General features: G+C 65.1%; 25 protein-coding genes. 12 read left to right on the forward strand and 13 right to left on the reverse strand.

What is annotated here, in order from left to right; translation table 11 throughout:
- Positions 1 to 23 precede the first annotated feature (23 nt).
- Positions 24 to 473, forward strand: coding sequence for a hypothetical protein (locus GC148_RS00110; protein ID WP_291067932.1), 450 nt, complete (start codon positions 24 to 26; stop codon positions 471 to 473).
- Here GC148_RS00110 and GC148_RS00115 read toward each other — a convergent pair whose 3' ends face one another.
- Complete coding sequence (locus GC148_RS00115; RefSeq protein WP_291067933.1) at positions 474 to 3,173, reverse strand: M1 family metallopeptidase; 2,700 nt, start codon at positions 3,171 to 3,173, stop codon at positions 474 to 476.
- 185 nt (positions 3,174 to 3,358) lie between these two features.
- Here GC148_RS00115 and mtgA point away from each other — a divergent pair, with 185 nt between their 5' ends.
- Complete coding sequence (gene mtgA / locus GC148_RS00120) at positions 3,359 to 4,459, forward strand: monofunctional biosynthetic peptidoglycan transglycosylase (RefSeq protein WP_291067935.1); 1,101 nt, start codon at positions 3,359 to 3,361, stop codon at positions 4,457 to 4,459.
- A gap of 187 nt (positions 4,460 to 4,646) precedes the next feature.
- Here mtgA and GC148_RS00125 read toward each other — a convergent pair whose 3' ends face one another.
- Positions 4,647 to 5,564 (reverse strand): SDR family NAD(P)-dependent oxidoreductase, encoded by a 918-nt coding sequence (locus tag GC148_RS00125; RefSeq protein ID WP_291067937.1) that lies wholly within the window; start codon positions 5,562 to 5,564, stop codon positions 4,647 to 4,649.
- A 117-nt stretch (positions 5,565 to 5,681) separates the two neighbouring features.
- Here GC148_RS00125 and GC148_RS00130 point away from each other — a divergent pair, with 117 nt between their 5' ends.
- The 3 genes from GC148_RS00130 to GC148_RS00140 are packed head-to-tail and all read left to right on the forward strand — an operon-like array spanning position 5,682 to position 7,205.
- Positions 5,682 to 6,332 (forward strand): HAD-IA family hydrolase, encoded by a 651-nt coding sequence (locus GC148_RS00130; RefSeq protein WP_291067939.1) that lies wholly within the window; start codon positions 5,682 to 5,684, stop codon positions 6,330 to 6,332.
- On the forward strand, positions 6,319 to 6,909 hold the full coding sequence (locus GC148_RS00135) for a hypothetical protein (RefSeq protein ID WP_291067941.1): 591 nt from the start codon (positions 6,319 to 6,321) through the stop codon (positions 6,907 to 6,909). Before GC148_RS00130 ends, GC148_RS00135 begins: the two co-directional genes overlap by 14 nt.
- Before the next feature lie 2 nt (positions 6,910 to 6,911).
- Complete coding sequence (locus tag GC148_RS00140; protein WP_291067943.1) at positions 6,912 to 7,205, forward strand: 4a-hydroxytetrahydrobiopterin dehydratase; 294 nt, start codon at positions 6,912 to 6,914, stop codon at positions 7,203 to 7,205.
- Position 7,206: 1 nt separating this feature from the next.
- Here the strand turns inward: GC148_RS00140 and GC148_RS00145 are convergent, their stop codons facing one another.
- The 4 genes from GC148_RS00145 to GC148_RS00160 are packed head-to-tail and all read right to left on the reverse strand — an operon-like array spanning position 7,207 to position 11,229.
- Complete coding sequence (locus GC148_RS00145) at positions 7,207 to 8,751, reverse strand: carbon-nitrogen hydrolase family protein (RefSeq protein WP_291067945.1); 1,545 nt, start codon at positions 8,749 to 8,751, stop codon at positions 7,207 to 7,209.
- 9 nt (positions 8,752 to 8,760) lie between these two features.
- A complete protein-coding gene (locus GC148_RS00150) occupies positions 8,761 to 10,071 on the reverse strand; it encodes an ATP-binding protein (protein WP_291067946.1) in 1,311 nt (436 codons plus the stop codon).
- A 1-nt stretch (position 10,072) separates the two neighbouring features.
- Entirely contained in the window at positions 10,073 to 10,768 is a 696-nt protein-coding gene (locus GC148_RS00155; protein ID WP_291067948.1) for a response regulator, read from the reverse strand.
- Entirely contained in the window at positions 10,765 to 11,229 is a 465-nt protein-coding gene (locus GC148_RS00160) for a MarR family winged helix-turn-helix transcriptional regulator (protein WP_291067951.1), read from the reverse strand. The genes GC148_RS00155 and GC148_RS00160 overlap by 4 nt, the downstream gene beginning before the upstream one ends.
- Positions 11,230 to 11,280: 51 nt before the next feature.
- Here GC148_RS00160 and GC148_RS00165 point away from each other — a divergent pair, with 51 nt between their 5' ends.
- On the forward strand, positions 11,281 to 12,165 hold the full coding sequence (locus GC148_RS00165) for a branched-chain amino acid aminotransferase (RefSeq protein WP_291067953.1): 885 nt from the start codon (positions 11,281 to 11,283) through the stop codon (positions 12,163 to 12,165).
- Between the two features lie 12 nt (positions 12,166 to 12,177).
- Here the strand turns inward: GC148_RS00165 and GC148_RS00170 are convergent, their stop codons facing one another.
- Positions 12,178 to 13,851 carry a phosphatidylglycerol lysyltransferase domain-containing protein gene (locus GC148_RS00170; RefSeq protein ID WP_291067955.1) on the reverse strand — a complete coding sequence of 558 codons (1,674 nt, stop codon included), beginning with the start codon at positions 13,849 to 13,851 and terminating at the stop codon, positions 12,178 to 12,180.
- A gap of 106 nt (positions 13,852 to 13,957) precedes the next feature.
- On the opposite strand from GC148_RS00170, the gene GC148_RS00175 reads away from it, so the two are divergent.
- Positions 13,958 to 14,479, forward strand: coding sequence for a DUF1003 domain-containing protein (locus tag GC148_RS00175; protein ID WP_291067957.1), 522 nt, complete (start codon positions 13,958 to 13,960; stop codon positions 14,477 to 14,479).
- Between the two features lie 3 nt (positions 14,480 to 14,482).
- On the opposite strand, the gene GC148_RS00180 is transcribed toward GC148_RS00175, so the two are convergent.
- The gene (locus GC148_RS00180; RefSeq protein ID WP_291067975.1) at positions 14,483 to 15,394 is read right to left on the reverse strand and encodes a DMT family transporter; all 912 of its coding nucleotides are present in this window, start codon (positions 15,392 to 15,394) and stop codon (positions 14,483 to 14,485) included.
- A gap of 199 nt (positions 15,395 to 15,593) precedes the next feature.
- On the opposite strand from GC148_RS00180, the gene GC148_RS00185 reads away from it, so the two are divergent.
- The 3 genes from GC148_RS00185 (at position 15,594) to GC148_RS00195 (ending at position 17,039) form a co-directional block, all read left to right on the forward strand.
- Positions 15,594 to 16,100 carry a curlin-associated protein gene (locus GC148_RS00185; RefSeq protein ID WP_291067977.1) on the forward strand — a complete coding sequence of 169 codons (507 nt, stop codon included), beginning with the start codon at positions 15,594 to 15,596 and terminating at the stop codon, positions 16,098 to 16,100.
- 64 nt (positions 16,101 to 16,164) lie between these two features.
- Positions 16,165 to 16,554, forward strand: coding sequence for a curli-like amyloid fiber formation chaperone CsgH (gene csgH, locus GC148_RS00190; protein WP_291067978.1), 390 nt, complete (start codon positions 16,165 to 16,167; stop codon positions 16,552 to 16,554).
- A gap of 14 nt (positions 16,555 to 16,568) precedes the next feature.
- Entirely contained in the window at positions 16,569 to 17,039 is a 471-nt protein-coding gene (locus GC148_RS00195) for a hypothetical protein (protein WP_291067980.1), read from the forward strand.
- 36 nt (positions 17,040 to 17,075) lie between these two features.
- Here GC148_RS00195 and GC148_RS00200 read toward each other — a convergent pair whose 3' ends face one another.
- Positions 17,076 to 18,038 carry a calcium/sodium antiporter gene (locus tag GC148_RS00200; protein WP_291067982.1) on the reverse strand — a complete coding sequence of 321 codons (963 nt, stop codon included), beginning with the start codon at positions 18,036 to 18,038 and terminating at the stop codon, positions 17,076 to 17,078.
- 107 nt (positions 18,039 to 18,145) lie between these two features.
- Positions 18,146 to 18,787 (reverse strand): peroxiredoxin, encoded by a 642-nt coding sequence (locus tag GC148_RS00205; RefSeq protein WP_291067984.1) that lies wholly within the window; start codon positions 18,785 to 18,787, stop codon positions 18,146 to 18,148.
- Positions 18,788 to 18,906: 119 nt separating this feature from the next.
- Between GC148_RS00205 and GC148_RS00210 the strand changes: the two genes are divergently transcribed.
- Entirely contained in the window at positions 18,907 to 19,434 is a 528-nt protein-coding gene (locus tag GC148_RS00210) for a histidine phosphatase family protein (protein WP_291067986.1), read from the forward strand.
- Between the two features lie 118 nt (positions 19,435 to 19,552).
- Here GC148_RS00210 and GC148_RS00215 read toward each other — a convergent pair whose 3' ends face one another.
- From GC148_RS00215 to GC148_RS00225, 3 genes are all read right to left on the reverse strand, one after another.
- Positions 19,553 to 19,855: a UrcA family protein gene (locus GC148_RS00215; RefSeq protein ID WP_291067988.1), complete on the reverse strand. Its 303-nt coding sequence runs from the start codon at positions 19,853 to 19,855 to the stop codon at positions 19,553 to 19,555.
- A gap of 98 nt (positions 19,856 to 19,953) precedes the next feature.
- Complete coding sequence (locus GC148_RS00220) at positions 19,954 to 20,139, reverse strand: hypothetical protein (RefSeq protein WP_291067989.1); 186 nt, start codon at positions 20,137 to 20,139, stop codon at positions 19,954 to 19,956.
- Positions 20,140 to 20,406: 267 nt separating this feature from the next.
- The gene (locus GC148_RS00225; RefSeq protein WP_291067991.1) at positions 20,407 to 21,945 is read right to left on the reverse strand and encodes an FAD-binding domain-containing protein; all 1,539 of its coding nucleotides are present in this window, start codon (positions 21,943 to 21,945) and stop codon (positions 20,407 to 20,409) included.
- Positions 21,946 to 22,000: 55 nt separating this feature from the next.
- Here GC148_RS00225 and GC148_RS00230 point away from each other — a divergent pair, with 55 nt between their 5' ends.
- Complete coding sequence (locus tag GC148_RS00230; RefSeq protein ID WP_291067992.1) at positions 22,001 to 22,411, forward strand: hypothetical protein; 411 nt, start codon at positions 22,001 to 22,003, stop codon at positions 22,409 to 22,411.
- The last annotated feature ends 44 nt before the right edge of the window (positions 22,412 to 22,455 follow it).

Below are 22,455 nucleotides of genomic sequence, written 5' to 3' on the forward strand. Positions count from 1 at the left end.
CTTCGCAGCAAGGAAACGGTTTCATGCGCCACCGGACCATCGCCAGCCTCGCGCTCGCCCTGACGGCGGCCTGCACGGTCGCCGCCGCGCCGAAGCCGGACTCCTTTGCGGCCGAGCCGCAGACATTCCCGAGCTTCGATGAATGGGGCACGGGCGAGGGCCCCTACGCCTATCACCGCCTGATCGGCACCTGCGATACGCTCAACCATTCCCACGGCCGCAATGCCGCCTGGGGCCTCTGGCGCATGTCGATCTGGGCTGTCGATGAAGGCCAGGTGGAAGAGACCGCAGAGGGCACAGCCGAGCTGCGTCTTACCTGCCGCGACGGCTCCGCCTGTATTGAACAGGGCGCGCTGGACGACACACCGGAACGTGTCACCGATCACACCATCCCGTTCGAGACGCCGGCGCTCGCCCGGGCCTTCTCGGACCGCCTGACAAAGCTCAAGGGCGCCTGCCGGCAATACCTCTGATCAGCGTTTCGCCAGGGCCTCGGCCAGCGCGGGCCATTGCGTCTTCGCCTGCGCCGCACACAGGCGTGCACGCTCGAGCCCCTGCGCCAACCGGCGCTCATAGCCGGGGATCATCTCCGCCTTGCTCTCGAAGAAGGACTTCGCATCGGCTGCACCTTCTTCCGTACACTGCGCACCGGCATATCCCGCCACCTGCTGCTTGCGCACCTCCGGCAGCTTCACAACCAGCTCGTCGAACGTGTCCTTGAATGCAGCCCACACCGCATCCACCGCGCCGGTATTGCTGAACGCGCCGCCCAGCAGTGTGGACATCTCCGACGCCGTATAGGGCAGGTTCACCGCGCCGCCGACCAGCTCGCCCGCCAGCCGCGGGTCCGCCTTCGCGACCAGCGCGCGGAAGATGTCCGCCCGCTCGGTCTGGTTCGAGGAGTTGAAGGCATAGTCCAGCGCCGGCTCGATGAAGGCCCAGCCTTCTGCCTGCGCGCCAAGGCCGAAGGCGGTGCTGACGTCCTGCGCGGGCAGGGCGGACGGATCGACCGTCTGGCCCACACCGATCATCGCTTTGGCGCCCGCGATCAGCCGCACCCGCGCCGCCGGGCGCTCACCATACTGGATCAGCAGGCTTGCCAGGCTCGTTTGCAGCAGTTTCTCTCGGTCGGTCACCTTCGACGCGGGCATCGCCTTCAGCTTCGCTTCCAGCGGCGCATAGGTCTTCTCGATCCAGGCGGACAGGTTCTTCCTGCCGGCCGCATCGAGGCGGGCATGATACCCCTTTAACGTGTCGAACGGCAGACCCGCCGCCAGCGCCGCGCCTGTGGCCGAGGCTTCCAACCCGTCCAGCAGCGTATCCGCGCTCACCGAGCCTGCACCGAATCCGGACAATAGCGAGTCGACAAACACCATCTGTTCGCCTGCGGACAGTTTTCCGAAATTTGCCGCCAGCTTCGCCGCCGAGGCTTCATCCAGTGCATAGCGCCAATAGCCCGTACCGCCCGCATTCGGCATCACGAAGTCCGGGCAGGCCGCCAGCGCCACCGTCTCATGCTTCGCCGTCAGCATCTGGCGGACCACATGGCTCTCATTGCCGGTGTCCACACGCGCGGAGAACGGCACCTGCCAGATCGAGGCTTCGCGGTCGATCTCCGAACCAAGCGGCGCATACCGGCTCTGGCCCACGCTGATCTCCGCGCCCTTGTCCGTACACGATACAGTCACGTCCAGCATCGGAATGCCCGGCTGCTCGATGAAGGTGCTGAAGCTCTGCGTGATCGCCGTATCGCCGGCGCCTTCGGCCAGCGCCGCCATGAAATCATCCGCATCCGCCACCTTGTCGGAGAAGCGGCGCATGTACACGCGGATGCCTTCGCGGAACTTGTCCTCACCAATATAGGACTCGAACATGTTCAGGAGGCTGCCGCCCTTCTGGTAGGTGATCCCGTCGAAGGCGTCATTGATGTCGCCATTGGTGAGCACAGGGTTGCGCACCGTGCGCACCGATTTCAGCTCATCGCCGCCCATCGCGCCGAGGCCGCCGGCAATCGGATTGAGATTCCATTCCCCGCCCGGATCGATGGCGTTCATCGTCTTGTTCGCCATCCAGGTCGCGAACGCCTCGTTCAGCCAGATGTCGTTCCACCAGGCCGGCGTCACAAGATTGCCGAACCACTGGTGCGCCAGTTCATGCGCATGCGTCGAGTAGATGCTGCGCCGCCGCGAAAGGGGCGTGTCCTCGTTCACCAGCAACGCCGCCTCGCGGTAGACGATCGCGCCGGCATTCTCCATCGCGCCATAGGCATAGTCCGGCGCCGCAATCAGGTCGAGCTTCCCATAGGGATACGGCTGCCCGAAATAATTCTCCTGGAACAGCAGCATGTCATCGGTGATCGCCAGCACATCCGCCGTCTGGCCGATCTTGCCCTTCGCGGTGAACGCGCGCAGCAGGATCGGCGCCGGCCGGCCCGGCGAGATCGGCACGGGCTCGCCGGAAACCTCTTCATACGGACCGATTGCAAGCGCGATCAGATAAGACTGAATCGGCCGCGTTGGCAGGAATTCATGCTCCACGAACCCGTCGCCCAGCGGACGCGCCTCGCGCTCCATCGCGTTCGCCACCACCTTGTCGCCTTCCGGCGCGGTCACGGTGATCACCCACGGCGTCTTGAAGCGCGGCTCGTCAAAGCTCGGCACCATCCGGCGCGCATCGATGTCTTCCATCTGCGTCACGAGATAGTCGGCGCCGTTCTGCGTCACCTTGTACAGCCCCGCGAGCGAGAGATTGTAGGGCGCCGTATAATCGAACACGAGCGTCGCATTGCCCGCTGGCAGCGGTGTTGCAAAATCAAGCGCGCTCACCCCGCCTTCGGCCAGGTTGCCGGTGAACGTTGCGGGCACTTCGCTGCCATCGGGCAGGCGGGCGAACACCTTGAGCATGTCCTGGTCCACCGAATGCAGCCAGATGCGAGCATGCGGCTTGTCCAGCGCCACGTCGATCTCGACCGCGCCGGAGAACGTGTCCGCCTTGGGGTCGGTCTTCAGGTTCACGCGGTACACAGTCGGCGTCACGCCTCCTGGTAATTGGCCGGTCGGCGGTTGTTCCAGTTTGACCGGTTGGGCGCCGGTCCCGCCCGCCGCGCCGCACGCGCCAAGGGCCAGCAGGGACACCGCGCCCACAAGGGCAGCCGCAAGACGCAAACGTTTCATGGGAGGGGCTCCATTCCGGGCAGACCCGGCTCTCCTACAATAGGCCGCGCCCCTGTCTCAAGGCTTCGAAACGGGAAGTTGCAGTCACATTTCCGTCGCATAGTGCGCGGCCTTGCTGAAGAAAAGGCGCGCCGCCACCCGGGCGGTTATGTTAGGTCTGGGCGCTCGAATCGAAGGTCCGGGGAATGACGTACGAGACACCGCAACCGCCGCCGCTGCCTGCGGAGCCTGCGCCCTCACCGACGCGCACCGTGCCGCTCTGGCGGCGCCTGGCGGTGGGCGCGGTGCAGGTCGGCGTCGGTGTCTTCGCACTGTTCCACGTCTACGCCCTCGCGCTCAAGGTCGTGCCCGCTCCCGGCACGCTCCTGATGATCCAGCGGTCGGGGGAGGGTCAGCATGTCCAGCAGGACTGGGTCTCCCTGGACAGAATTTCGCCCCATCTCGTTCTCGCCGTCATCAGCGCCGAAGACGCGAAGTTCTGCGAACATGACGGCATCGATTGGGACGCCATCGAGAAGGCCCGCGAATTCAACCGGAAGCATGAAGGCAAGAAGCGCCGCGGCGGCTCCACCATCAGTCAGCAGACGGCCAAGAACGTCTTCTTCTGGAATGGCGGCGGCATGGCCCGCAAGGCCGGCGAAGCCTGGATGACCTATGTGATCGAGGCCGTCTGGGGCAAGCGGCGCATCATGGAAGTCTATCTCAACGTGGCCGAATGGGGCGATGGCCTCTTCGGTGCGGAGGCCGCCGCGCAGGCCCGGTTCGGCAAGTCCGCCGCCGACCTAACGCCGCTCGAAGCGGCCCGCCTCGCAGCCGTCCTTCCGTCCCCGAACAAATGGAGCGCCGACAAGCCCGGCCCCTATGTGCGCAAGCGCACCGGCTCCATCCAGTCGCGCATGCGCATCGTCGCCAATGAAGGTTTTGCCGCCTGCGTGCTCGGCGACGATTTCCGCTCGAACCTGCCGAAGCCGGAACCGGGCGAGACCCCGCGTCCGCCGCCGGTCCTGGAAGACCTGCCTGATGCGCCTGAAACCGGCGAAGAAGCACTGATCGCGCCGGCCGACGCCACGGCGCCGGACGAGAACGCCAATGACGCGTTGAACGAGATCCTGAATTCAGCCGACGAAACCTTCAACACCGAGCCCGCCGCCGATCCAGCCGAAGCGGCGCCCGAAACCACGCCCGAATCCCTGCCGGAACCGGAATCCGCCCCGTCCGACCCGCAACCCGACCCGTCTCCGCCCACTGACGAAGGCGGCCCCACAATCCTCACCCCACCTGAATGAGCGGCAGGCGGCGCAGGCCCTCACCCCCATCCCCAACACCTCCTGGATACTCTTGTCATCCCGATACACGCCGGCAACCCAGACTTGTGCCAAGTCCGCCCTCTCCCCGCTTTCGCGGGGATGAGCGGATCAAACAACAGTCCATGAAACCGGACAGCCTAAAGCTTCGTCTGGCCGTACGTGCCGCCTAAACCGGATCGTAGGGGAACACGCTGGTCGTCGGGCCGAGGTCCGTGAAGCTGCCATTCATCGCCGGGAAGCAATGGTCGATCAGCGATTCCGGTGTCCAGCCTTCAAGGCGCGCCAGCGTCTTCACCGGGCGGGGCTGGTCGAACAGGATCACTTCATTGCCGCGCACACCGAAGATCTGTCCACTGACATGGGCCGCCGTGTCGGCGCAGAGCGCAACCGCCACCTGCGCCACCTGGTCGGCGCGCATGCCGTTCTTCATCCGCTCGACCCGTGCGGCGCTCGCTTCGTCCTTCACTGGGATCGAGGCGATCATCCGTGTCCAGGCAAAAGGCGCGATGATGTTCGAGCGGACATTCTTGGCCGCGCCTTCCATCGCGATGATGCGGCTGAGACCCGCGATGCCGAGCTTGGCGGCGCCGTAATTGGCCTGGCCGATATTGCCGATCAGGCCGGTGGTCGAGGTGAACAGCACATAGGCGCCGGCCTGCTTCTCGCGGAAGTGTTCGATCGTGGCGCGGGTCACGTTGAACGAGCCGTGCAGGTGGACGTCGATGACCGCCTTCCAATCGCTCTCGCTCATCTTGTGGAACATGCCGTCGCGCAGGATGCCGGCCGGGTTGATTACCGCGTCGAGCCGGCCATAGGTGTCCATCGCCTGCGTCACCATGTCCGCCACGGCGTTATAGTCGGTTACGCTGTCGGAGTTCGACACCGCTTCGCCGCCGGCCTTGCGGATTTCCGCTGCGACAGCCTCGGCCGGCCCGGCCGAGCCTTCCTCATCGCCCTTCAGGCTGCCGCCGAGATCGTTGACCACGACTTTCGCCCCCTGGCGCGCCGCCAACAGGGCGGTCTCCCGGCCGATGCCGTTGCCGCCGCCGGTGACCAGCACCACTTTTCCGTCCAGAACGCCCATGTTTTCCTCCTGATTGTCTCGGGCCGGGACACTACTGCGCTCATTCATCCCCGCAAGGGCAGGGGGCGCAAAAATCAAGGTTTGAAATGCCCGCCCCGAACGGCTAGCTAGCGCGTCATGACACGCACCTTCCAAGCCATCATCTGGGATTTCGGGGGGGTCTTCACCTCCTCGCCCTTCGAAGCCTTCAACCGGTATGAAGCCGAGCAAGGCCTGCCGGCAGACTTCATCCGCTCCGTCAACGCCGTGAACCCGCTGGAGAATGCCTGGGCCAAGCTTGAGCGTTCGGAAGTGGACGCCGCCCAGTTCGACGTGCTCTTCCGCACCGAGTCGAAGGCGCTCGGCCGGGAAGTGCCGGGCCGTGATGTGCTCGGCCTCCTGTCAGGTAGCTTGCGCCCGCGGGTCGTCAACGCGCTCAAGGTCTGCAAGAGCCATGGCAAGGTCGGTTGCATCACCAACAACGCCCCCATCGGCAAGGGCGCCTCGATGACCAATGACGATGCCAAGGCCCGCGAGCTCGCGGCCGTGTTCGACCTGTTCGACCACCTGATCGAAAGCTCCAAGCTCGGCATCCGCAAACCGGACCCGCGCATCTATGCGCTGATGTGCGAAGCGCTGGATGTCGACCCGAAGGCCTGCGTCTATCTCGACGATCTCGGCATCAACCTGAAGCCCGCCCGGGACATGGGCATGGCCACCATCAAGGTCACCAGCGAGGCGCAGCTTCTGGCCGATCTGGAAGCCGTGACCGGCTATGCGCTCAGCTAGTCTCTGCCTCGCTGCGGCGCTGATGGGTCTTGCCGCCTGCGGGCGCGCGGAGCCGGAGGTCGTACTGCCGCTGCCGCCGGTGCCGGACGAACGCCTTGCCCAGCCGCCCCATGCGCCGCCGGAGATCGAGATCAGCGACGCCGCCGCCCGGACGCGCGACGAGCTGCTGAAGCAGGCGACGCGCGGCTCGCTGCGCGGGCTTGCCGCCATCGCCGCGCGCAATCCGGACTTCAAGTCGAACCTTGGCGGGCAGGACCATGAACGCTTCTGGGACCTCTTGCGCCGCACCGGTGTCGATCCCAACCGCAAGCTGCGCGACCTGCTGGACCAGCCGGCCGGCCTGCGCGAGATTGATGGCGAGCGCTGGTATGTCTGGCCGGACCTGGCCGCGAAGGACGCGGCCGATCTGATCCCGGAGAAGCTGACCTTCCAGGACCGCAAGCGCCTTTTGGACCTGATCGGCGATGAAGGCGTCGGCCGCATCCGCGCCGGCGAAGGCTATCCCGGCATGCGCACCGCGATCTCGGAAGAGGGCGTGTGGATTTACTTCGTACTCGGACAAGACGGGGAAGACTGAACATGACCGCAAAGATCGGCGCGACTGCCGCAATCAAGGCCTTGAAGGGATGGACAAGCGCCGAGGGTGACCGCGACGCGATCTTCAAGCGCTACAAGTTCGCCGACTTCAAATCGGCCTTCGCCTTCATGTCCGCCGCCGCGCTGAAGGCCGAACAGATGGACCATCATCCGGAATGGTTCAATGTCTACAACAAGGTCGAAGTCACCCTCACCACGCATGACGCTGACGGTGTCACGCAGAAGGACCTGGAACTGGCCGGCTTCATGGATCAGCTCGCTGCTCGGCTAAGCTAGCCTATTTCTTCCACGCCACGCGGTAGAGATCGAAGCGGCGGTCCTTGAGGTTGCGCACCGCGCCGGACTGGCGTGCAGTCAGCAGGTCTGACAGCGACAGGTCTGCCAGGGCAATCGTCTCGGTATTGGCCGCCGTATCCGCCGCTACGCCGTCGCGTGAGAACGCGAAGTCAGACGGCGTCAGAATGCAGCTTTCGGCATAGTGGATGTCCATGTTCTCGACGTTCGGCAGGTTGCCGACAACGCCCGACATGACCACGTAGCACTGGTTCTCGATCGCGCGGGCCTGGCAGCAATACCGTACACGGAGATAGCCGCGCCGCTCGTCTGTGCAGAAGGGGACGAACAGCATCAGCGCACCCTGGTCCACAAGGTGGCGGGCGACTTCCGGGAACTCGGAATCGTAACAGATCATCACGCCGATCGGGCCGCAATCGGTCTGGATGACATGATTGCCTTCGCCGCCCTTGATGTTCCACCAGCTCTGCTCCGAGGGCGTGGGGTGCAACTTCTCCTGCGTGTGGACCGATCCGTCGCGCAGGAAGATATAGGCCACATTGTGGATGTCGCCGTCTGCCATTTCTGACGGGTGCGAGCCGCCAATGATGTTGATGTTGTAAGCCACCGCCAGCTTTTCCATGAAGGCGATGAAGCGCGGCGTGTACTCCGAGATCTTCTGGATCGACTCGACCGGGCCCAGCGGCTTGTTCTCGAGCGACAGCAGTTGCAGCGTGAAGAGTTCCGGGAAGGTGACGAAATCGGCGCGGTAGTCGGAGGCGATGTCGACGAAATATTCCACCTGCTGTTCGAAATCGTCGATCAAGTTGATGCGGCGCATCTGGAATTGGACGGTGGCCACGCGCACCCGTTCGGGCAGGGACGTGTTGCCGGAGCCGGGCTTAGCCTTGATCTTCTCCTGCGCCAGCGGATTGCGCCACAGCATCTGCGTCGCATGTGTGCCGGACTCGAGATCCTCCGCCATGTAGTTCTTCAGCACACCGATGACCTCGAATCCCTGGCGTAGCTGAAAGCTGAGCACGGGATCGCGCAGCTTGGACTCGCGCACAGCCTCCACATAGTCGGCGGGATTCGGGTATTGCTTGGCATGGCGGTGATAGCCGGGGATACGGCCGCCGAACATGATGCCCTTCAGTTCGTGCCATTGGCATAGGTCCTGCCGGATCTTGTAGAAGCGCTGGCCGATCCTCAGCCGGCGGAATTCCGAATCGACCAGGACGTCCATGCCGTACAGCATGTCGCCGTCCGGATCGTGGCGGGCTGCAAAGCCGCCGCCGGTGATCTCGTTCCAGGTATGCTGGGCCATCGCCACGCTGGAAGAAATGATGAAGGTCACGCAGTGGCCGACAATCCGGCCTTCGAACTCGGCGACGAACTGGCCGTCCGGAAAGCGGTTGATCTGTCCGGCGATCTGGTCGGCGGTATATCCAAAGCCGACGCCATAGGCTTTCTCATACAGCGGCAGCAGGGCCGGTATGTCCTTGGGCGTTGCGTTGCGGATGACAAGTTTTGATTTTGAAGTGCTCACACGCGCCTCTTAGCGCGGCTCGTTCGGTACACGCAAGACCGCGCGCAAGCCGCCGAGGGGGCTGATCGACAGGCGAACGTCCCCGCCATGGGCCCGCGCCGTGTCGCGCGCAAGCGTCAGGCCGAGCCCGGTGCCTGACTCATTCTGGCTGCGCGCGTCGTCGAGTCGGGAGAAGGGGCGGAAGGCCTCTTCGCGGCGTTCGGCCGGAATGCCCGGCCCGTCATCGTCGACTGCGACCTCGGCCCAGTGCGGGCCGTCGACCAGTGTCACGCGCGCCGAAGTCGCATACTTTATGGCGTTCGAGATCAGGTTTGTCACCGCGCGCTTCAGGGCGAGCGGCCGCCCGGTCACCATGATGCGTGAGGGGCCGACAACCGGGATATGACCGCCGAAGCTGGATACGACCTCGCGCACCATTTGTCCGAGGTCGAACAATTCGGCCTCGTCGCCTTCCTCGCCGCGCGCAAAGGCGAGGTATTCGTCGAGCATCATCGCCATGTCGTCGAGGTCGGATTTGGCAGCGCGGATATCGGCGTTCTCTTCCATCATTGCCAGCGCCAGCTTCAGCCGGGTCAGCGGCGTGCGCAGGTCGTGGCTGACACCAGCCAGCATGGCGGTGCGCTGGTCGGCAAAGGCGGTCAGGCGCTGTTTCATGTCGATTAACGCGCGCGCCGCATCGCGCACTTCGGTTGCGCCGGAGGGGCGGAAGTCCGGCAGATCGCGTCCTCGGCCGAAGGCGCGCGCGGCTTCCGATAGGCGGAGGATGGAGCGCACCTGTTGGTTCAGGAAGCCGATGGCCAGCAACACCATCAGCAGCGAGAAGGCGATGACCCACACGATGAAGATGTGCGAGTTGATCATGAAGGCGCGCTTGCGGTCGATGATGATCTCGCCGGTGCCCTGCCGGGTCGGAAAGCGGATATGCACGCGGGCATCGCCCCGCGACAAGCCGACGAAGAGCGGCTCACCGAGGCGGCCGGCAAGTTCGCCCCTTAGCGTGTCGTCATAGGGGAAGTGATGCTTCAGCTTGCTCTCGCTCACGGCAGACTTCGGAAGCGTGCAGGTAAAATAGGTTTCGATCTGGAACTGGATGCGCGTGTAGTCGGCTTCGACATAGTCCGGGTTCTGACAGGCTGCGCGGATCAGGCTGGCATCGCGGGCGATTGCCTGGCCGAGCTTGCGGTTCACTTCGGCCACCTGGCTCGAATAATAATACCAGGTCATCAGGCTGAGGATCAGCAGCACGGGCACTAGCAACAGGAGCAGGGTGCGGGCGTACAGACCGCGCGGCGTGAAGTCCCGGAGGCGTGGCATGGCCATGTCAGTCTGGCATCAGGCGATAACCGACGCCGCGCACGGTCTGGATGTGCACCGGCTCCTTCGGGTTCGGCTCGATCTTGCGGCGCAGGCGCGTGACCTGCACGTCCACGGAGCGTTCGAGGCCCGCCGAGGTCAGCTCGGCAAGGTCTTCTCGGCTGACCGGCTCGCCGGGCGTGCGGGCCAGCACCGTGAGCAGCTGCAACTCGGCATCGGTCAGGCGGATGCGCTGGTCGCCGGATTTGAGCTCGCCGCGCGCCGCGTTGAACACGAGGCCCGACATCTCGATCTCTTCGGGCGGCGGGGCGGCCTTGGCCGAACGGCGCAGGATCGCCTCGCAGCGCAGCACCAGTTCTTCCGGCTCGAAAGGTTTGGCGAGATAGTCGTCCGCCCCGGTGCGCAGGCCCTCGATCCGGTCGCTGGTCTGGCCGCGCGCGGTCAGCAGCATCACGGGCGTCTCCCGGGCCGGGCCCTTGCGGATGGAGGTGAGGAGGGAGAGACCATCCTCGCCGGGCATCATGATGTCGAGGACGGCAAGGTCGAAGTTCAGGTTCTCCATCAGACGGCGGGCGCTGGCGGCATCGGCCGCGGCACTAACCCGGAACCCTTTCAGCGTCAGGAAGCGCTTGGTCAGGTCACGGATGCGGTCGTCATCATCGACGATCAGGATATGGGCGGGCTCTTTCACAGGGGCGCTCACTTCACCAGCGCTTCGAGCAAGGTGCGCACCCCGGCGGCGGCTTCCGGACCGCTAGCGCGAAAGGCGAGGCGCAGGCGTTCGCGCACCTCGATGGCGATGGGGGTGGTCAGGGTCACGCCGGCGTCCGACAGGGTCAGCTTGCGGCGGCGGGCGTCCGAGGCCTCCCGGGCCCGTTCGATCAGGCCACGCGTGTCGAGCTGGCCGATCAGGCGGGCGAAGGTGGGCACGGTCATGCCCAGAGCGGTTCGCAATTCGCTGACGGTTTGGCCGGGCCGGTAGCGGACGGCCATGAGAATTTGCAGCTCTGGCTTGCTCAGACCAGCCTTCTTGCGCGCCTTTTCCCCCGCCCCGGCCAGCGCGTTGGCGCCTGCCAGCAGCAATCCGGCCGCACGGTCGAGCTCCTGGTCCATGAGGAACAGGCGAGGGTCGAACGGACGGTTCAGGTTGACGGGCACGGCCATAAGTCGGAAATGAACCTGAATACGCAGAAAGTTCAAGCAAGGAGCGTTCAAATGGCTGCTGCCCCCTACGATGACCGCGACGGATACATCTGGATGGACGGCGCCTTCGTACCGTGGCGCGACACCAAGGTCCACGTGCTGACGCATGCCCTGCACTACGCTTCGGCCGTGTTCGAGGGCGAGCGCGCCTATAATGGCAAGATCTTCCGGTCGCTGGACCACTCCAAGCGCCTGCACCGGTCGGCCGGCATCATGGGCTTCGACATTCCGTTCAGCGTCGAGGAAGTCGAGCGCGCCAAGACCGAGGCCCTCGCCAAGTCGGGTCTCGACAGCGCCTATGTCCGCGCCATCGCTTGGCGCGGGTCGGAGATGATGGGCGTCTCGGCCCAGAACAACACGATCCACCTGGCTGTGGCCGTGTGGCATTGGGGCGACTATTTTGCCGACAAGATGAAGGGCATCCGCCTGACCCATGCCCAATGGAAACGCCCCGCGCCGGACACCGCGCCGTGCGAGGCCAAGGCGGCCGGCCTCTACATGATCTGCACCCTGTCCAAGCACGCGGCCGAGAAGGCCGGCTACCAGGATGCGCTGATGCTGGACTACCGGGGCCAGGTGGCCGAGGCGACCGGCGCGAACATTTTCTTCGTGCGTGACGGCGCGCTGCACACGCCGACGCCGGATTGCTTCCTCAATGGCCTGACGCGCCAGACGACGATTGCACTGGCCAAGGCCCGCCAGATCGAAGTGGTCGAGCGGGCAATCTTCCCGTCGGAGCTGCCCACCTTCTCCGAATGCTTCATTACGGGATCGGCCGCCGAGATCACTCCGGTCTGCGAGATCGGCGAGCACCGCTACAAGCCGGGCGCGATTTCCGAAGCCCTGGTCAACGACTATTCGGCGCTGTGCAACGGCAAGCTGGAAATGGCGCTCTAGTCCGGGCACGGACTATTTCGCGAACAGGCCCTTCAGGCCGCCGGACGTAAGGATGGCGGCCTGCGCAAGGGCGATGGGCAGGGACACATAGCCCGGCGCCCCGATGAAGACCGGCTGCCAGTCCGGTGCAAATTTCGACTTGTAGGATCTGAGGCCCTTGAAGCCGTAGAGGTCTTCGCCGTGCTCGTAGATCGCGGCGCCGATCTTGTTCATCGACGGCGCGTAGCGGGCCCGCGAGATTCCGGCCAGCGGCGTCATGCCGAGGTCCACGATCCTGTAACCTTCGGCGCTGGCCCATTCGATCAGGCCGATGAACAGGATGTCCATCAGGCCGGACGGTGTGCCGGACCGGTGGCGCATCAGGTCGATACCGATCTCGCCCTTGTCGGCGGAGGGCCAGAGCGAGGAGAAGGCGGCCGGCGGCTCGCCATCCTTGCCGGCGATGGCAATGGGAAAGTGGGTCAGATAGTCCGGATCGAACCGGCCGAGGGAGAAGCACTTCTCGTGGCCGCCATGCGCCGCGAGCCACTCGTCCGAGATCGACTTGAGCGCCGGCCAGTCCACCGCGCCGCCGGGCGGGACCACCTCGATGCGCCAGCCATCGCGCTTAAAGCGGTTCCAGGTCTGGCGCAGGCGCGCGCGGGCCGGGCCGTCCATGCTGAACCGAGCCGCATCGATATGGGCGACCTCGCCGATCTTGCGCACGGCATAGCCAAGTTCGATCAGCTGTGGCAGCAGGGCGGCCGAGGCGCTGTAGAGCGCCGGGCTAGCGCATGCCGCATCGGCGGCGGCGTGGAAGGCGAGCAGCGCGTCCAGCCGGTCGGCAGCCGGACCGACGGGATCGCCCATGCCGATCCACAGATTGCCGCGCGGGCGGAACATCAAGAAGCTCTGCCCGGAGGGCGAGAAGACGAAGCGCTTGTCGCCGGTGAAGATGAGGTTCGCCTCGCCGCGGGCGCCTTCGGCCCGGGCGAGGATCGCCTCGGCGCGGGCAAGGTCGGCAGCGGCCTTGTCGCCGGACGGGCTCTTGCGGTGGGGCCGCAGCGCCGAGCGGACGAGCACGAGGACACCGACGACGACGGCGCCGGCCAGTGCGCGCAGGGAGCGGCTGAGATCCTGGTCGCGCAGCACGGTCCACCACAGCTCGTCGCGGTAGGCGACATCATGGTAAGCGATCAGCAGCAGGCCGGTGACCAGCGCCAGCGCCAAGGCGACGCCGATCAGCCAGGGCCCACTGAACAGCGCACCGGTGAGCTGGGAGCGGCGGTAGAAGGCGCGACGGGCCGGGATCAGCAACAGCGCGATCAGGGTGAGGATGATGGCTTCCTCATAGTCGAGCGCCTTGAGCAGCGAGAATAGGGCGCCTGCGCCGAGCAGGCCGAGGGTGAGCCAGTAGGCCCCATCGAGCCGGCGGCGCAGGCCGTCCGCCACGATCAGCAGCAGCACCCCGGCGATCGATGCCAGGAAGTGGGAGAGTTCGGCCGCCGCCAGGGGCCAGGCCTGCAACAGGGCATTCAACCGGTCCGGAAGGGCTGGCTGGGCCGCCGACGCCAGCAGGACCAGCCCGGCGATGAAGGTGAGCGAAGCGGCCACCGGCGGGGCCAGTTCAAGGACCGCGACACGCCAGCCGAGCGTGTCATCCGGCAGGTCATCGGGTGTGGTTTCGGCGGCCGGTTCCTTGCTCAAGTGGGAAACCTTTCCTTGGGTTCTTCAACGCGCCCGGCAAAGCCCCTGTAAGGCGGTCCGGACAAGGCGTAATGATACCGCTGACCTGATATGACAAGGAGGTTCCATGATCATCGACTCAATCGTAGGCCTTGTGAACGCGGCACTGCATGGACCCGGCGGGAAGGAGAAATCTGCCCGCGTGATCCAAGCCTTCCGGTCGCGCCATCCGGTCGTGCGGGATGCCAATGCGGCCTTCGATGCGATGAGCTCGCCGGGTGACAGGCTGGCCGATTCGATTGCGCGCATCGGCGGCTCGTGGCGCTTCATCATTGTCTCGCTGCTGATCCTGGCGCTCTGGGTGACCGCCAACTCGATCCTCCTTCAGGGTCAGCTGCGGTTTGATCCGTACCCGTTTGTGTTCCTGAACCTCGTGTTGTCGATGCTGGCTGCCTTGCAGGCGCCGATCATCATGATGTCGCAAAACCGTCAGGCGGCGAAGGACCGGTTGGTGGCGAACACGGACTATGAGGTGAATCTCAAGGCAGAGCTCGAAATCCTGGCGCTGCACGAAAAGATCGACCGGATGGAGGCGCAGCAGGCACGCGACTTTGCGCGCATCACGGAGCTGCTGGAAGCGCGCGAATAGGCTTCAGGTCAGGATGTCGCTGGCGGGGACGCGCGCTTCGCGCCGGCTGATGAAATGGGTTTCGAAGGCGACGACGAGGCAGGCCGCAATGATGATCGCGGCGCCGGCATAGACGCGCCAACCTGGCACTTCCTGGAACAGGGCATAGCCGAGCAGGGCGGACCAGATCAGGCCGGTATATTCGAACGGTGCCAGCGTCTGCGCCCTGGCCCGGCCATAGGCGAGCGTCATCAGCCACCAGATACCGATGCCGAGGAAGGCGACAAGGATCATCATCGGCCAGCTGCCGGTCTCCGGCGTCCACTCCGAGAAGAGCAGCATGAAGGGAAGCAGGAAGAGGGCGGGGAAGACGTTCATGAAGGTGACGAGCGTCAGGCTGTCTTCTTCTTTTGTCCGCAGGCGGAGCAGCACGATGTTTAGGGCATAGAGCACGGCAGAAACGAGGATCGAGATCGTGCCGTAAAGCCGGTTGCCATCGACCGGCCCGCCTTCTGTCTGGGCGGTGGCCGCAAGGGCCGCGCCGGCAAAGCCGATCAGCGAGGCGGCTATGGTGACCGGGCTCATCTTTTCCTTCAGGATGACCCGCGCGATCGGCGCGATCATCAGCGAGGCGGTGAAGCCCATCACAACCGCTTCGGCGAGCGCGATCTGGGTCAGCGAGTAGAAGAAGGCGAACGCCGAGATCACCTGCGCGATGGAACGCATGGCGTGGAAGCGGATCGCGGGAAGGGCCGGCAGCGGCCGGCGCGTGGCGGTGAAGAGCGCCAGCATGATCACCGATCCAAGGATGTAGCGCCAGGTCGTGGCGGTCAGCACATGGGTGCCGCCGAGCATCACATGCTTCATCGTTGCATCGACGCTGCAGCCGAACATGACGCCGAAACAGACAAGCAGGATGGGATGGGGGAGTCGCATGGTGGCGCACCCTTTGGCGCTGCGCCCGTCCGGCGTCAAGCGGCGTGATCAACGGGCGCGGCGGTGCGGTTTGCGCCCTGTGGACATGAACAGACCTGAACCGCGCGTTCAAAGCGCGTTCAGTGCGTTGGCGTCATTCCTGTGCGTGTTCGAGCGCCGCTTCCTCGAAGGCGCAAGACGCAACCCAGGAGTTTGGACAATGAAACATCTTCTTTCGACTGCCGCCGCCGCGATCATGTTCCTGAGCCTTGGCACCGCGCATGCGGATGGCCGCAACCGGGTCCGCATCGACCAGTCGGGCTATGGCAACGGCGCCGCTGCGGCGCAGCAGGGCGACCGCAACGGCACAGTCGTCGTGCAGGGCGGCCGCGGCCAGTATGCCCGCGGTGTGCAGTCCGGCTACAACAACTTCCTGCGCATGGACCAGTATGGCACGCGCAACCGCGTTGAAACGGCCCAGATCGGCGAAGACAACTTCGCGGTCACCGGTCAGGAAGGACTGAACCTTCGCGCCAGCACGCTGCAGACCGGCTATGGCAATGTCTCCGGCATCGCGCAGATCGGCACCAACAACACGGCCGTGGCGGATCAGGACGGTGAGAACAACACCTCCGGCATCATCCAGGTCGGCAATGGTCAGGATGTGGCGGTGCGCCAGCGCGGCGATGGCAATATCTCCGTGGTCGTACAGAGCGGCTATAACTGAGGCTGGTGCGGGGAGGCGGCTTCGCCTCCCCGTGACGCCCCGTGCTCAAGGAGCAACGGACATGATGAAACGATTGACTCTCGCGTCGCTTGGACTGGTTGCAGCCTGCGCCGCCCAGACACGCAATGATATGTATGCGGAATTGTTGCCCGCCACTGCGCCCGGTTTTGTGGACATCGCCACCTGTGACATCCGCGAAACCGCCACGCCGCAGGGTGTGCGGCTCGAAGCGGTCGTGCAGGCCGGTGAAGCGGGACGCGGCACCTATGAATTCGTCATCTCGGCCCGGGGTGCGGGCGGCACGTCTGATGTGACTCAAGGCGGCCCGCTCGATCTTTCTCCGGGCGAAGTCGCCACGGTCGGGTCGGCCGAACTCCCGCAGGGTCATTACCGTGCCACGCTGACGCTCATCGATGAAGCCGGCGAGCTCTGCCATCTTGAACGCAGCGCCTGAAAGGTATCCGTCCAATGAACACCCGTACCCTTTTCCTCAGCGCGGCCCTGCTGGCAGGCCTTGCTGTGTCCAGCGTGGCCCAGGCTGACACCGGACGCGGCCGCGATGGGCTTCCGCGCACCGCCAATGCAGCACTGACCGTCCAGCAAGGGCGCGGCAATGCGGCCGGCATCGCCCAGACCGGCAGCGGGAACACCGCCGGTCTGGTCCAGTTCGGACACAACAATACGGGCACGATCCTTCAAGCCGGTTCCAACAACTCGGCCTGCCTCATCCAGGCCGGGCGCAATCTGGAAGGCGGGATCCAGCAGGTGGGTGACAACCTCACGACCGGCGTGCTGCAGAACCGCTGGGGCACAGCCGATATTCCGGTTGAGGTTTGCTCGGCCGCGACCACACGGCAGGACCTGGCAGCTTACATGCCGCAACGCTCGGAAGACTCGTTCCGAGTCCGCCGGTTCAGGCAGGGCCGGATTGAACCGTAAGGCCAACCAGCCGGCGCCAGCGGCGCAGTTCCGCCGTCAGACGCCGGCGTTGAGGCCCAGCCAGCCGACATAGGCGGTGTAGCCGGCGAGCATTGCGCCGCCTTCGAGCCGCGTGATCTTCCAGCGCGACAGAGCGGCGGCGAAGAGCACCACGGTAGCCGCCAGCATCACCCATACATCGAAGTTCGCGATTTCCGGCGGCACGTCGATGGGTTTGACCATCGCGGTGACGCCGAGAATGCCGAACACATTGTAGATGTTCGAGCCGACGATGTTGCCGAAGGCGATGTCGCCATGCTTGCGCAGGGCGGCCATGATCGAAGTGACGAGTTCGGGCAGCGAGGTGCCAACCGCCACGATGGTGAGACCGATGACGGTCTGCGAGACATGGAACTGGGTGGCGATCTCGATCGCGCTCGAGACCAGCAGCCGGGCGCCGAGTATGGTTAGCAGCAGACCGCCGACGACGAAGACGAGGTCGACGAGGATGCGCGCGGCCGTGGGCTTCGGGGCATCGGAGACCGGTGCGCCGGAAGCCGCATCGGCTACGGCATTGCTGCGACGCTCCTGCCAGAATGCGAACAGGATGTAGCTCGCAAGCGACAGCACGAAGAGCGCGCCGATCCAGGGTGTGAGCCGGCCGACCAGCACGGCGGCGACGCACATCAGTGTGGCAATGGCGAGCACAATGCCGTCGCGTTTGAAGGTTTCGCGGGCAATGGTGACCGGGTTGATCACGGCGGCCACGCCGAGAATGAGCAGGATGTTGGCGAGGTTCGAGCCGACCACATTGCCGACCGCGATACCCGGCGAGCCAGCAAAGGCCGCCTGCAGGCTGGTGACGAGTTCCGGCGTCGAGGTACCGAAACCGACGAGCGTGAGGCCGATCAGCAGAGGCGATATGCGGAACTTCTGCGCGAGCTCCACCGCGCCGCGCACAAGGAACTCGCCGCCGGCGACCAGAAGGACAAGGCCGAGCGCCAGGAGAAGGAGGGTCATGGAACGACTATCCCGGGGGCACCGGCCCACAGGTCATGGATTTGGCCCAACCCGCGGTCCGGGGGAAGCGGGCGCTGCAAAAATATTCCGCGTGCGGCGGACTTGACCTAGGCCTTGTTTGGCTGGGGGGTCAGGCGCAGATAGGGCTTCAGCGTCTTGTAGCCTTTCGGGAAGAGGCGGTTGATCTCGTCCTTGTCCTGCAAGGACGGCACGATGATCACGTCGTCGCCGTCCTGCCAGTTGACCGGGGTGGCCACCTTGTAGCCATCGGTCAGTTGCAGCGAGTCGAGCAGGCGCAGGACCTCGTCGAAATTCCGCCCGGCACTCGGCGGGTAGACGATGGAGGCCCGGATCTTCTTGTCGGGGTCGATGATGTAGACGGCCCGGACGGTGACCTTGGCGTCCGCATTGGGGTGGATCATGCTATAGAGAGTCGCGATCTGGCGGCGGGGATCAGCGATGATCGGGAAGTTGACGGCGGCGCCTTGCGTTTCCTCGATGTCGGACGCCCAGGCCTTGTGATGCTCCAGCGAGTCGACCGAGATCACGAGGGCCTTGGCGCCGCGCTGGGCAAAGGCATCCTTCAGCTTGGCGGTGTAGCCGAGTTCGGTCGTGCAGACGGGGGTGAAATCGGCCGGGTGGGAGAAGAAGATGACCCAGTCCTTGCCTGCCCAGGTGTGGAACCGGATCGGGCCTTCGGTCGTCTCGGCTTCGAAGTCCGGGGCGGTGTCGCCGAGCAAAAGGGTCATTCGTGGGTCCTGTCTCTTGATTTATGCTGCGAAACTAGTGCCTAACGAGGCCCGAACAACCACAGCTACCTGAAGCCGCCGATGAGAAATCCTCAAAGCCGCCGGGGTCCGGTCCGCACATGAAACGTCTGATTCTGATGCGCCACGCCAAGACCGAACCCTGGTCGGAAGGCCTTGACGATTTTGGCCGTGCGCTGACGCCGCTCGGCCATGCCGATGCCAAGCGGACGGCGGAGGAGATTGTGGCCTTGGGCTGGAGCCCTGAGCGCATCCTGGTGTCCAGCGCGCGGCGAGCCCGTGAAACCTGCGCTGAGGCGGCGGTGGTGTTCACCGGCGAAAAGGTGCGCCCCATGGAGTCGCTCTATCTCACCGGCCAGCGCGGACTGAGCGAAGCGGTGGCTCAGAATGACGGTGCAGCCACGCTCATGGTGATCGGACACAATCCGGGCCTGCACGATTTTGCCTTGTCGATCCTGCGCGAGGGCGGCTCGAACGATCACCAGGCTTCGCTGCGCCTGAACGAGAAATTCCCCACAAGCTGCGTTGCCCTGTTCGAGGCGGACAAGGACGGCCCGTTTGTGCCTGCTCATTTCCGGCTGGTGCAGGTCTTGCGGGCCAAAGACCTGCGCGAAGCCGACGCGGGCTGATCTGCTTCATTGCACGTATAAAAAGCCGCCTTCATCCGTGAGGACGAAGGCGGCTGGCTGCTGGGACTGCGGCAGGCTTGAGTGAGAGGCGGGCGCCGCAGCCCGGCAGGTCGTTGGCTCAGCGGTTGGCGTGCACCTGGCTGAGATTGGCGTTGCCGATGGCGCGGACCGTATTGGTGAGGGTGCGCTCGGTGCAGGCTTTGACGGCGAAGTCCTTGCCGTATTTCACTTCAGCCAGTTCCGATTCGCAGCGGTCGACGACCTGATCGCGGATGTGGGCGTATTCCTTGGCGGCGCTGGCGGGCGTCGCGAGGTTGGCCTTGGAATATTCGACGTCCATGCGGAAAGTGCTGGAGGCTGCGAAGGCCGGCGTTGCGATGGCGGTGACGGCGAAAGCGGCGGCGATGAGGGTGCGGTACATGATGTGTTTCCTTCCTTTGGGGTGATTGAGGGGGGGCAGAGAGAAGAGAGTGGGGGAAGCACCGCCGGTTCAGGGGCGGTCGGCGGTGCTTCGGATCGCTACGAGCGAATGTCGCGGCGATTTTGGCGGCGGCGGCGGCGGGCCAGAAGATCCATCCGTTCCACCGCGACCGTGTCGTTTGCGGGCTGATACCGGATCGGGGCGGTTCCGGTTTGGCGGGCAAGCGCCACGACCGGGACGAAGACTTGTGCTTCGAGGTCGCTCAGTTGGGCGCGGGGGGACATGATCAATACTCCTTGGTTGTGCTGGTTTGCTGTTTGTTTTGTCCTTGGCGGGCTCATCCCGCTGCCGACAAGTTCTAGATAGACCAACTCATATTGTTTTTCAATATGAAATTATCGAAAAAAAATAAACTCAAGCAAAATCAAGGCACTTTTCGCATTGAAAAACGATAATAACGGCCGAAGCGAGGTGCTCGCTGTTATTATCGATGGTCAATATGGAACGGGTTTGGGGTCAAACCGGATGGCAAACGCGAATCGCGCCGCCGGTCAGGAGGCCTGGGTGAGGCCGAAGTCGAGGTCGAGCTGTTGGACGACGGTTTTGGGCGGGTTACGGCGCGGCGTGGCCCGCCGCGGGCGGCCTGCGAGACGAGCCTTGAAGTCATCAGCGGCCGCAGCCGGGGCGTGCGAGCGACGCACGGCGGCGATCCGGGTGCGCGCCTCGTTCGCGGCGGCCATGTGGTCGACGATACGCATCGGATAGGTTTGGCCGAGCACAACGCCCGCGGCGGACAGGAATTCCGGCGGCGCATCCCAGGGCGCGTGCAGAAAGGCATCGGGCAGGCGGGCAAGTTCCGGCACCCATTCGCGGATTAAGGCCCCGTCGGGGTCCTGCTCGCGCGATTGCTTGACCGGGTTGAAGATGCGCGGTGCGTCCACACCCGTCGCCGCCGCCTGGATTCGGGCCTGGGCATAGTGAATCGCCGGATCGAAATCCGTGAAGCGGGCCGCAATGCGCTCGGCCGGCAGGCGCCAGTCGAGCCACAGGTGATGCGAGACGAAACCCATCACCATCGCGCGTGTCTGGAAGTTCAACCAGCCGGTGGCCTTCAGGCTGCGCATGCAGGCGTCGAGGAAGGGAAAGCCGGTGCGGCCTTCGATCCAGGCTTCGAGGCGCGGATCGGAGGGCTCGGCGCGGGGGCGCAGGCCATCATGGGCGGGCTGCAGATTGCGGCTGTCGAGCGTGGTCTGCTCCTGCAGCATCTGCACGAACTGGCCGTGAAGCTTCAGGCTGGCGAGGAAAGCCTCCATCGACGCGGCGAAGGCGGCATCGCCCTGCTCAGCCGCGAGGCTGAGGGTGCGGCGTGCGGCCTGCCAGGCTTCGCGCAGGGACAGCGTGCCGAAGGTGAGATGGGCTGAAAGCCGCGAAGAGAGTTCCGCGCCGGCTTTCGGGTGCGCCAGACCTTCGGCATAGGATGGCCCGCGCGCCTCCAGGAAGGCGCGCAGGCAATCGACCCCGGCGCTTCGGCCGCCCGGCTGGCGGGCCGGACAGTCATCTGCGCCGAGGCCGAAATCTTTTGGCAGGGGCCAGTCCGGCGCTGTGAGCGCAGGCGAGCGGATCTGCTCGGGCGCCTTGCCGCGCGGCTCAGCCATGCGCCGATCCCAGCGGACCGACCAGCTTTCCCGGCCCGGCGGCAATGCGGGCTGCTCGCGCATCGACACGCCGGCATTGCGGGCCCAGCGATAGACCGCCCGGTCGCGGCCCAATGCCCATTGCAGGCCGACTTCTTCATGCGCGTGAATGGCGTCGAGGCCGTGTTTCCCGTGCAGCGCCGAGAAGACCTCGGTGACTTCGCCGGTGCGCACCATCAGCCGGCTGCCGCGCGCCTGCAGGGCGGCGTCCAGCTCACGCAGCGAGTCCATGAGGAAATCGAACTGGCGGCGGGAAAGCTCCGGCTCGGCCCAATAGCCCGGCTCGAAAATGTAGAGGGGGATCACCGGCGCGCCGCTCGCGACGGCGGCCAGCAGCGGGGCGTGGTCATGGACCCGGAGGTCCCGTTTGAACCAGACAAGGTGAACACCAGACATGGAACAAACATAGAACATCTGGCCCGGTGCCACAAGAGGCCGTGTCAGCGGCTGAGTGGCGCCGAACGCGCTGAGGCGGGACGTAATTTCGCGCAATCGTTCCGAAGGCGAAACGACTGCGATCAAAAGCCTGTGGAACTCGATGTGGATGGGCTGTGGGTTTCGGCAGATGGCGGCCGACGGGGAAGGCTTTTTCGAGCGCTCAGGCGGGCTGGGGGCAGGCGAACTGGCATCGCCGCGGCTTGACCGGCGTGCGGCGCATGCTGCGGCGTTCGGGCTGATGCTGCGCAATCCCGGCAAGTCAGCTGTGCGGGCGCTGACAGAAGGGCAACAGCGCGTCTTCGCGCAAGTTCTGGCGGCCGCCGGCATCGCGGGACTAATAGCGCCGGCGGCAGTCTGCACCTTCGCGGGCCTCGCCGAGATCCTCCTCTTCGCTTTGGTCTTGGGCTTCCGGATCTGGCTGTAAGTCAGCGGCTTTGCCGCCGCGCCTGCGGCGCCGCCGCTGGATGG

The organism is Hyphomonas sp. (assembly GCF_016125515.1).
In the GTDB taxonomy this organism is placed as follows: Bacteria; Pseudomonadota; Alphaproteobacteria; order Caulobacterales; family Hyphomonadaceae; genus Hyphomonas.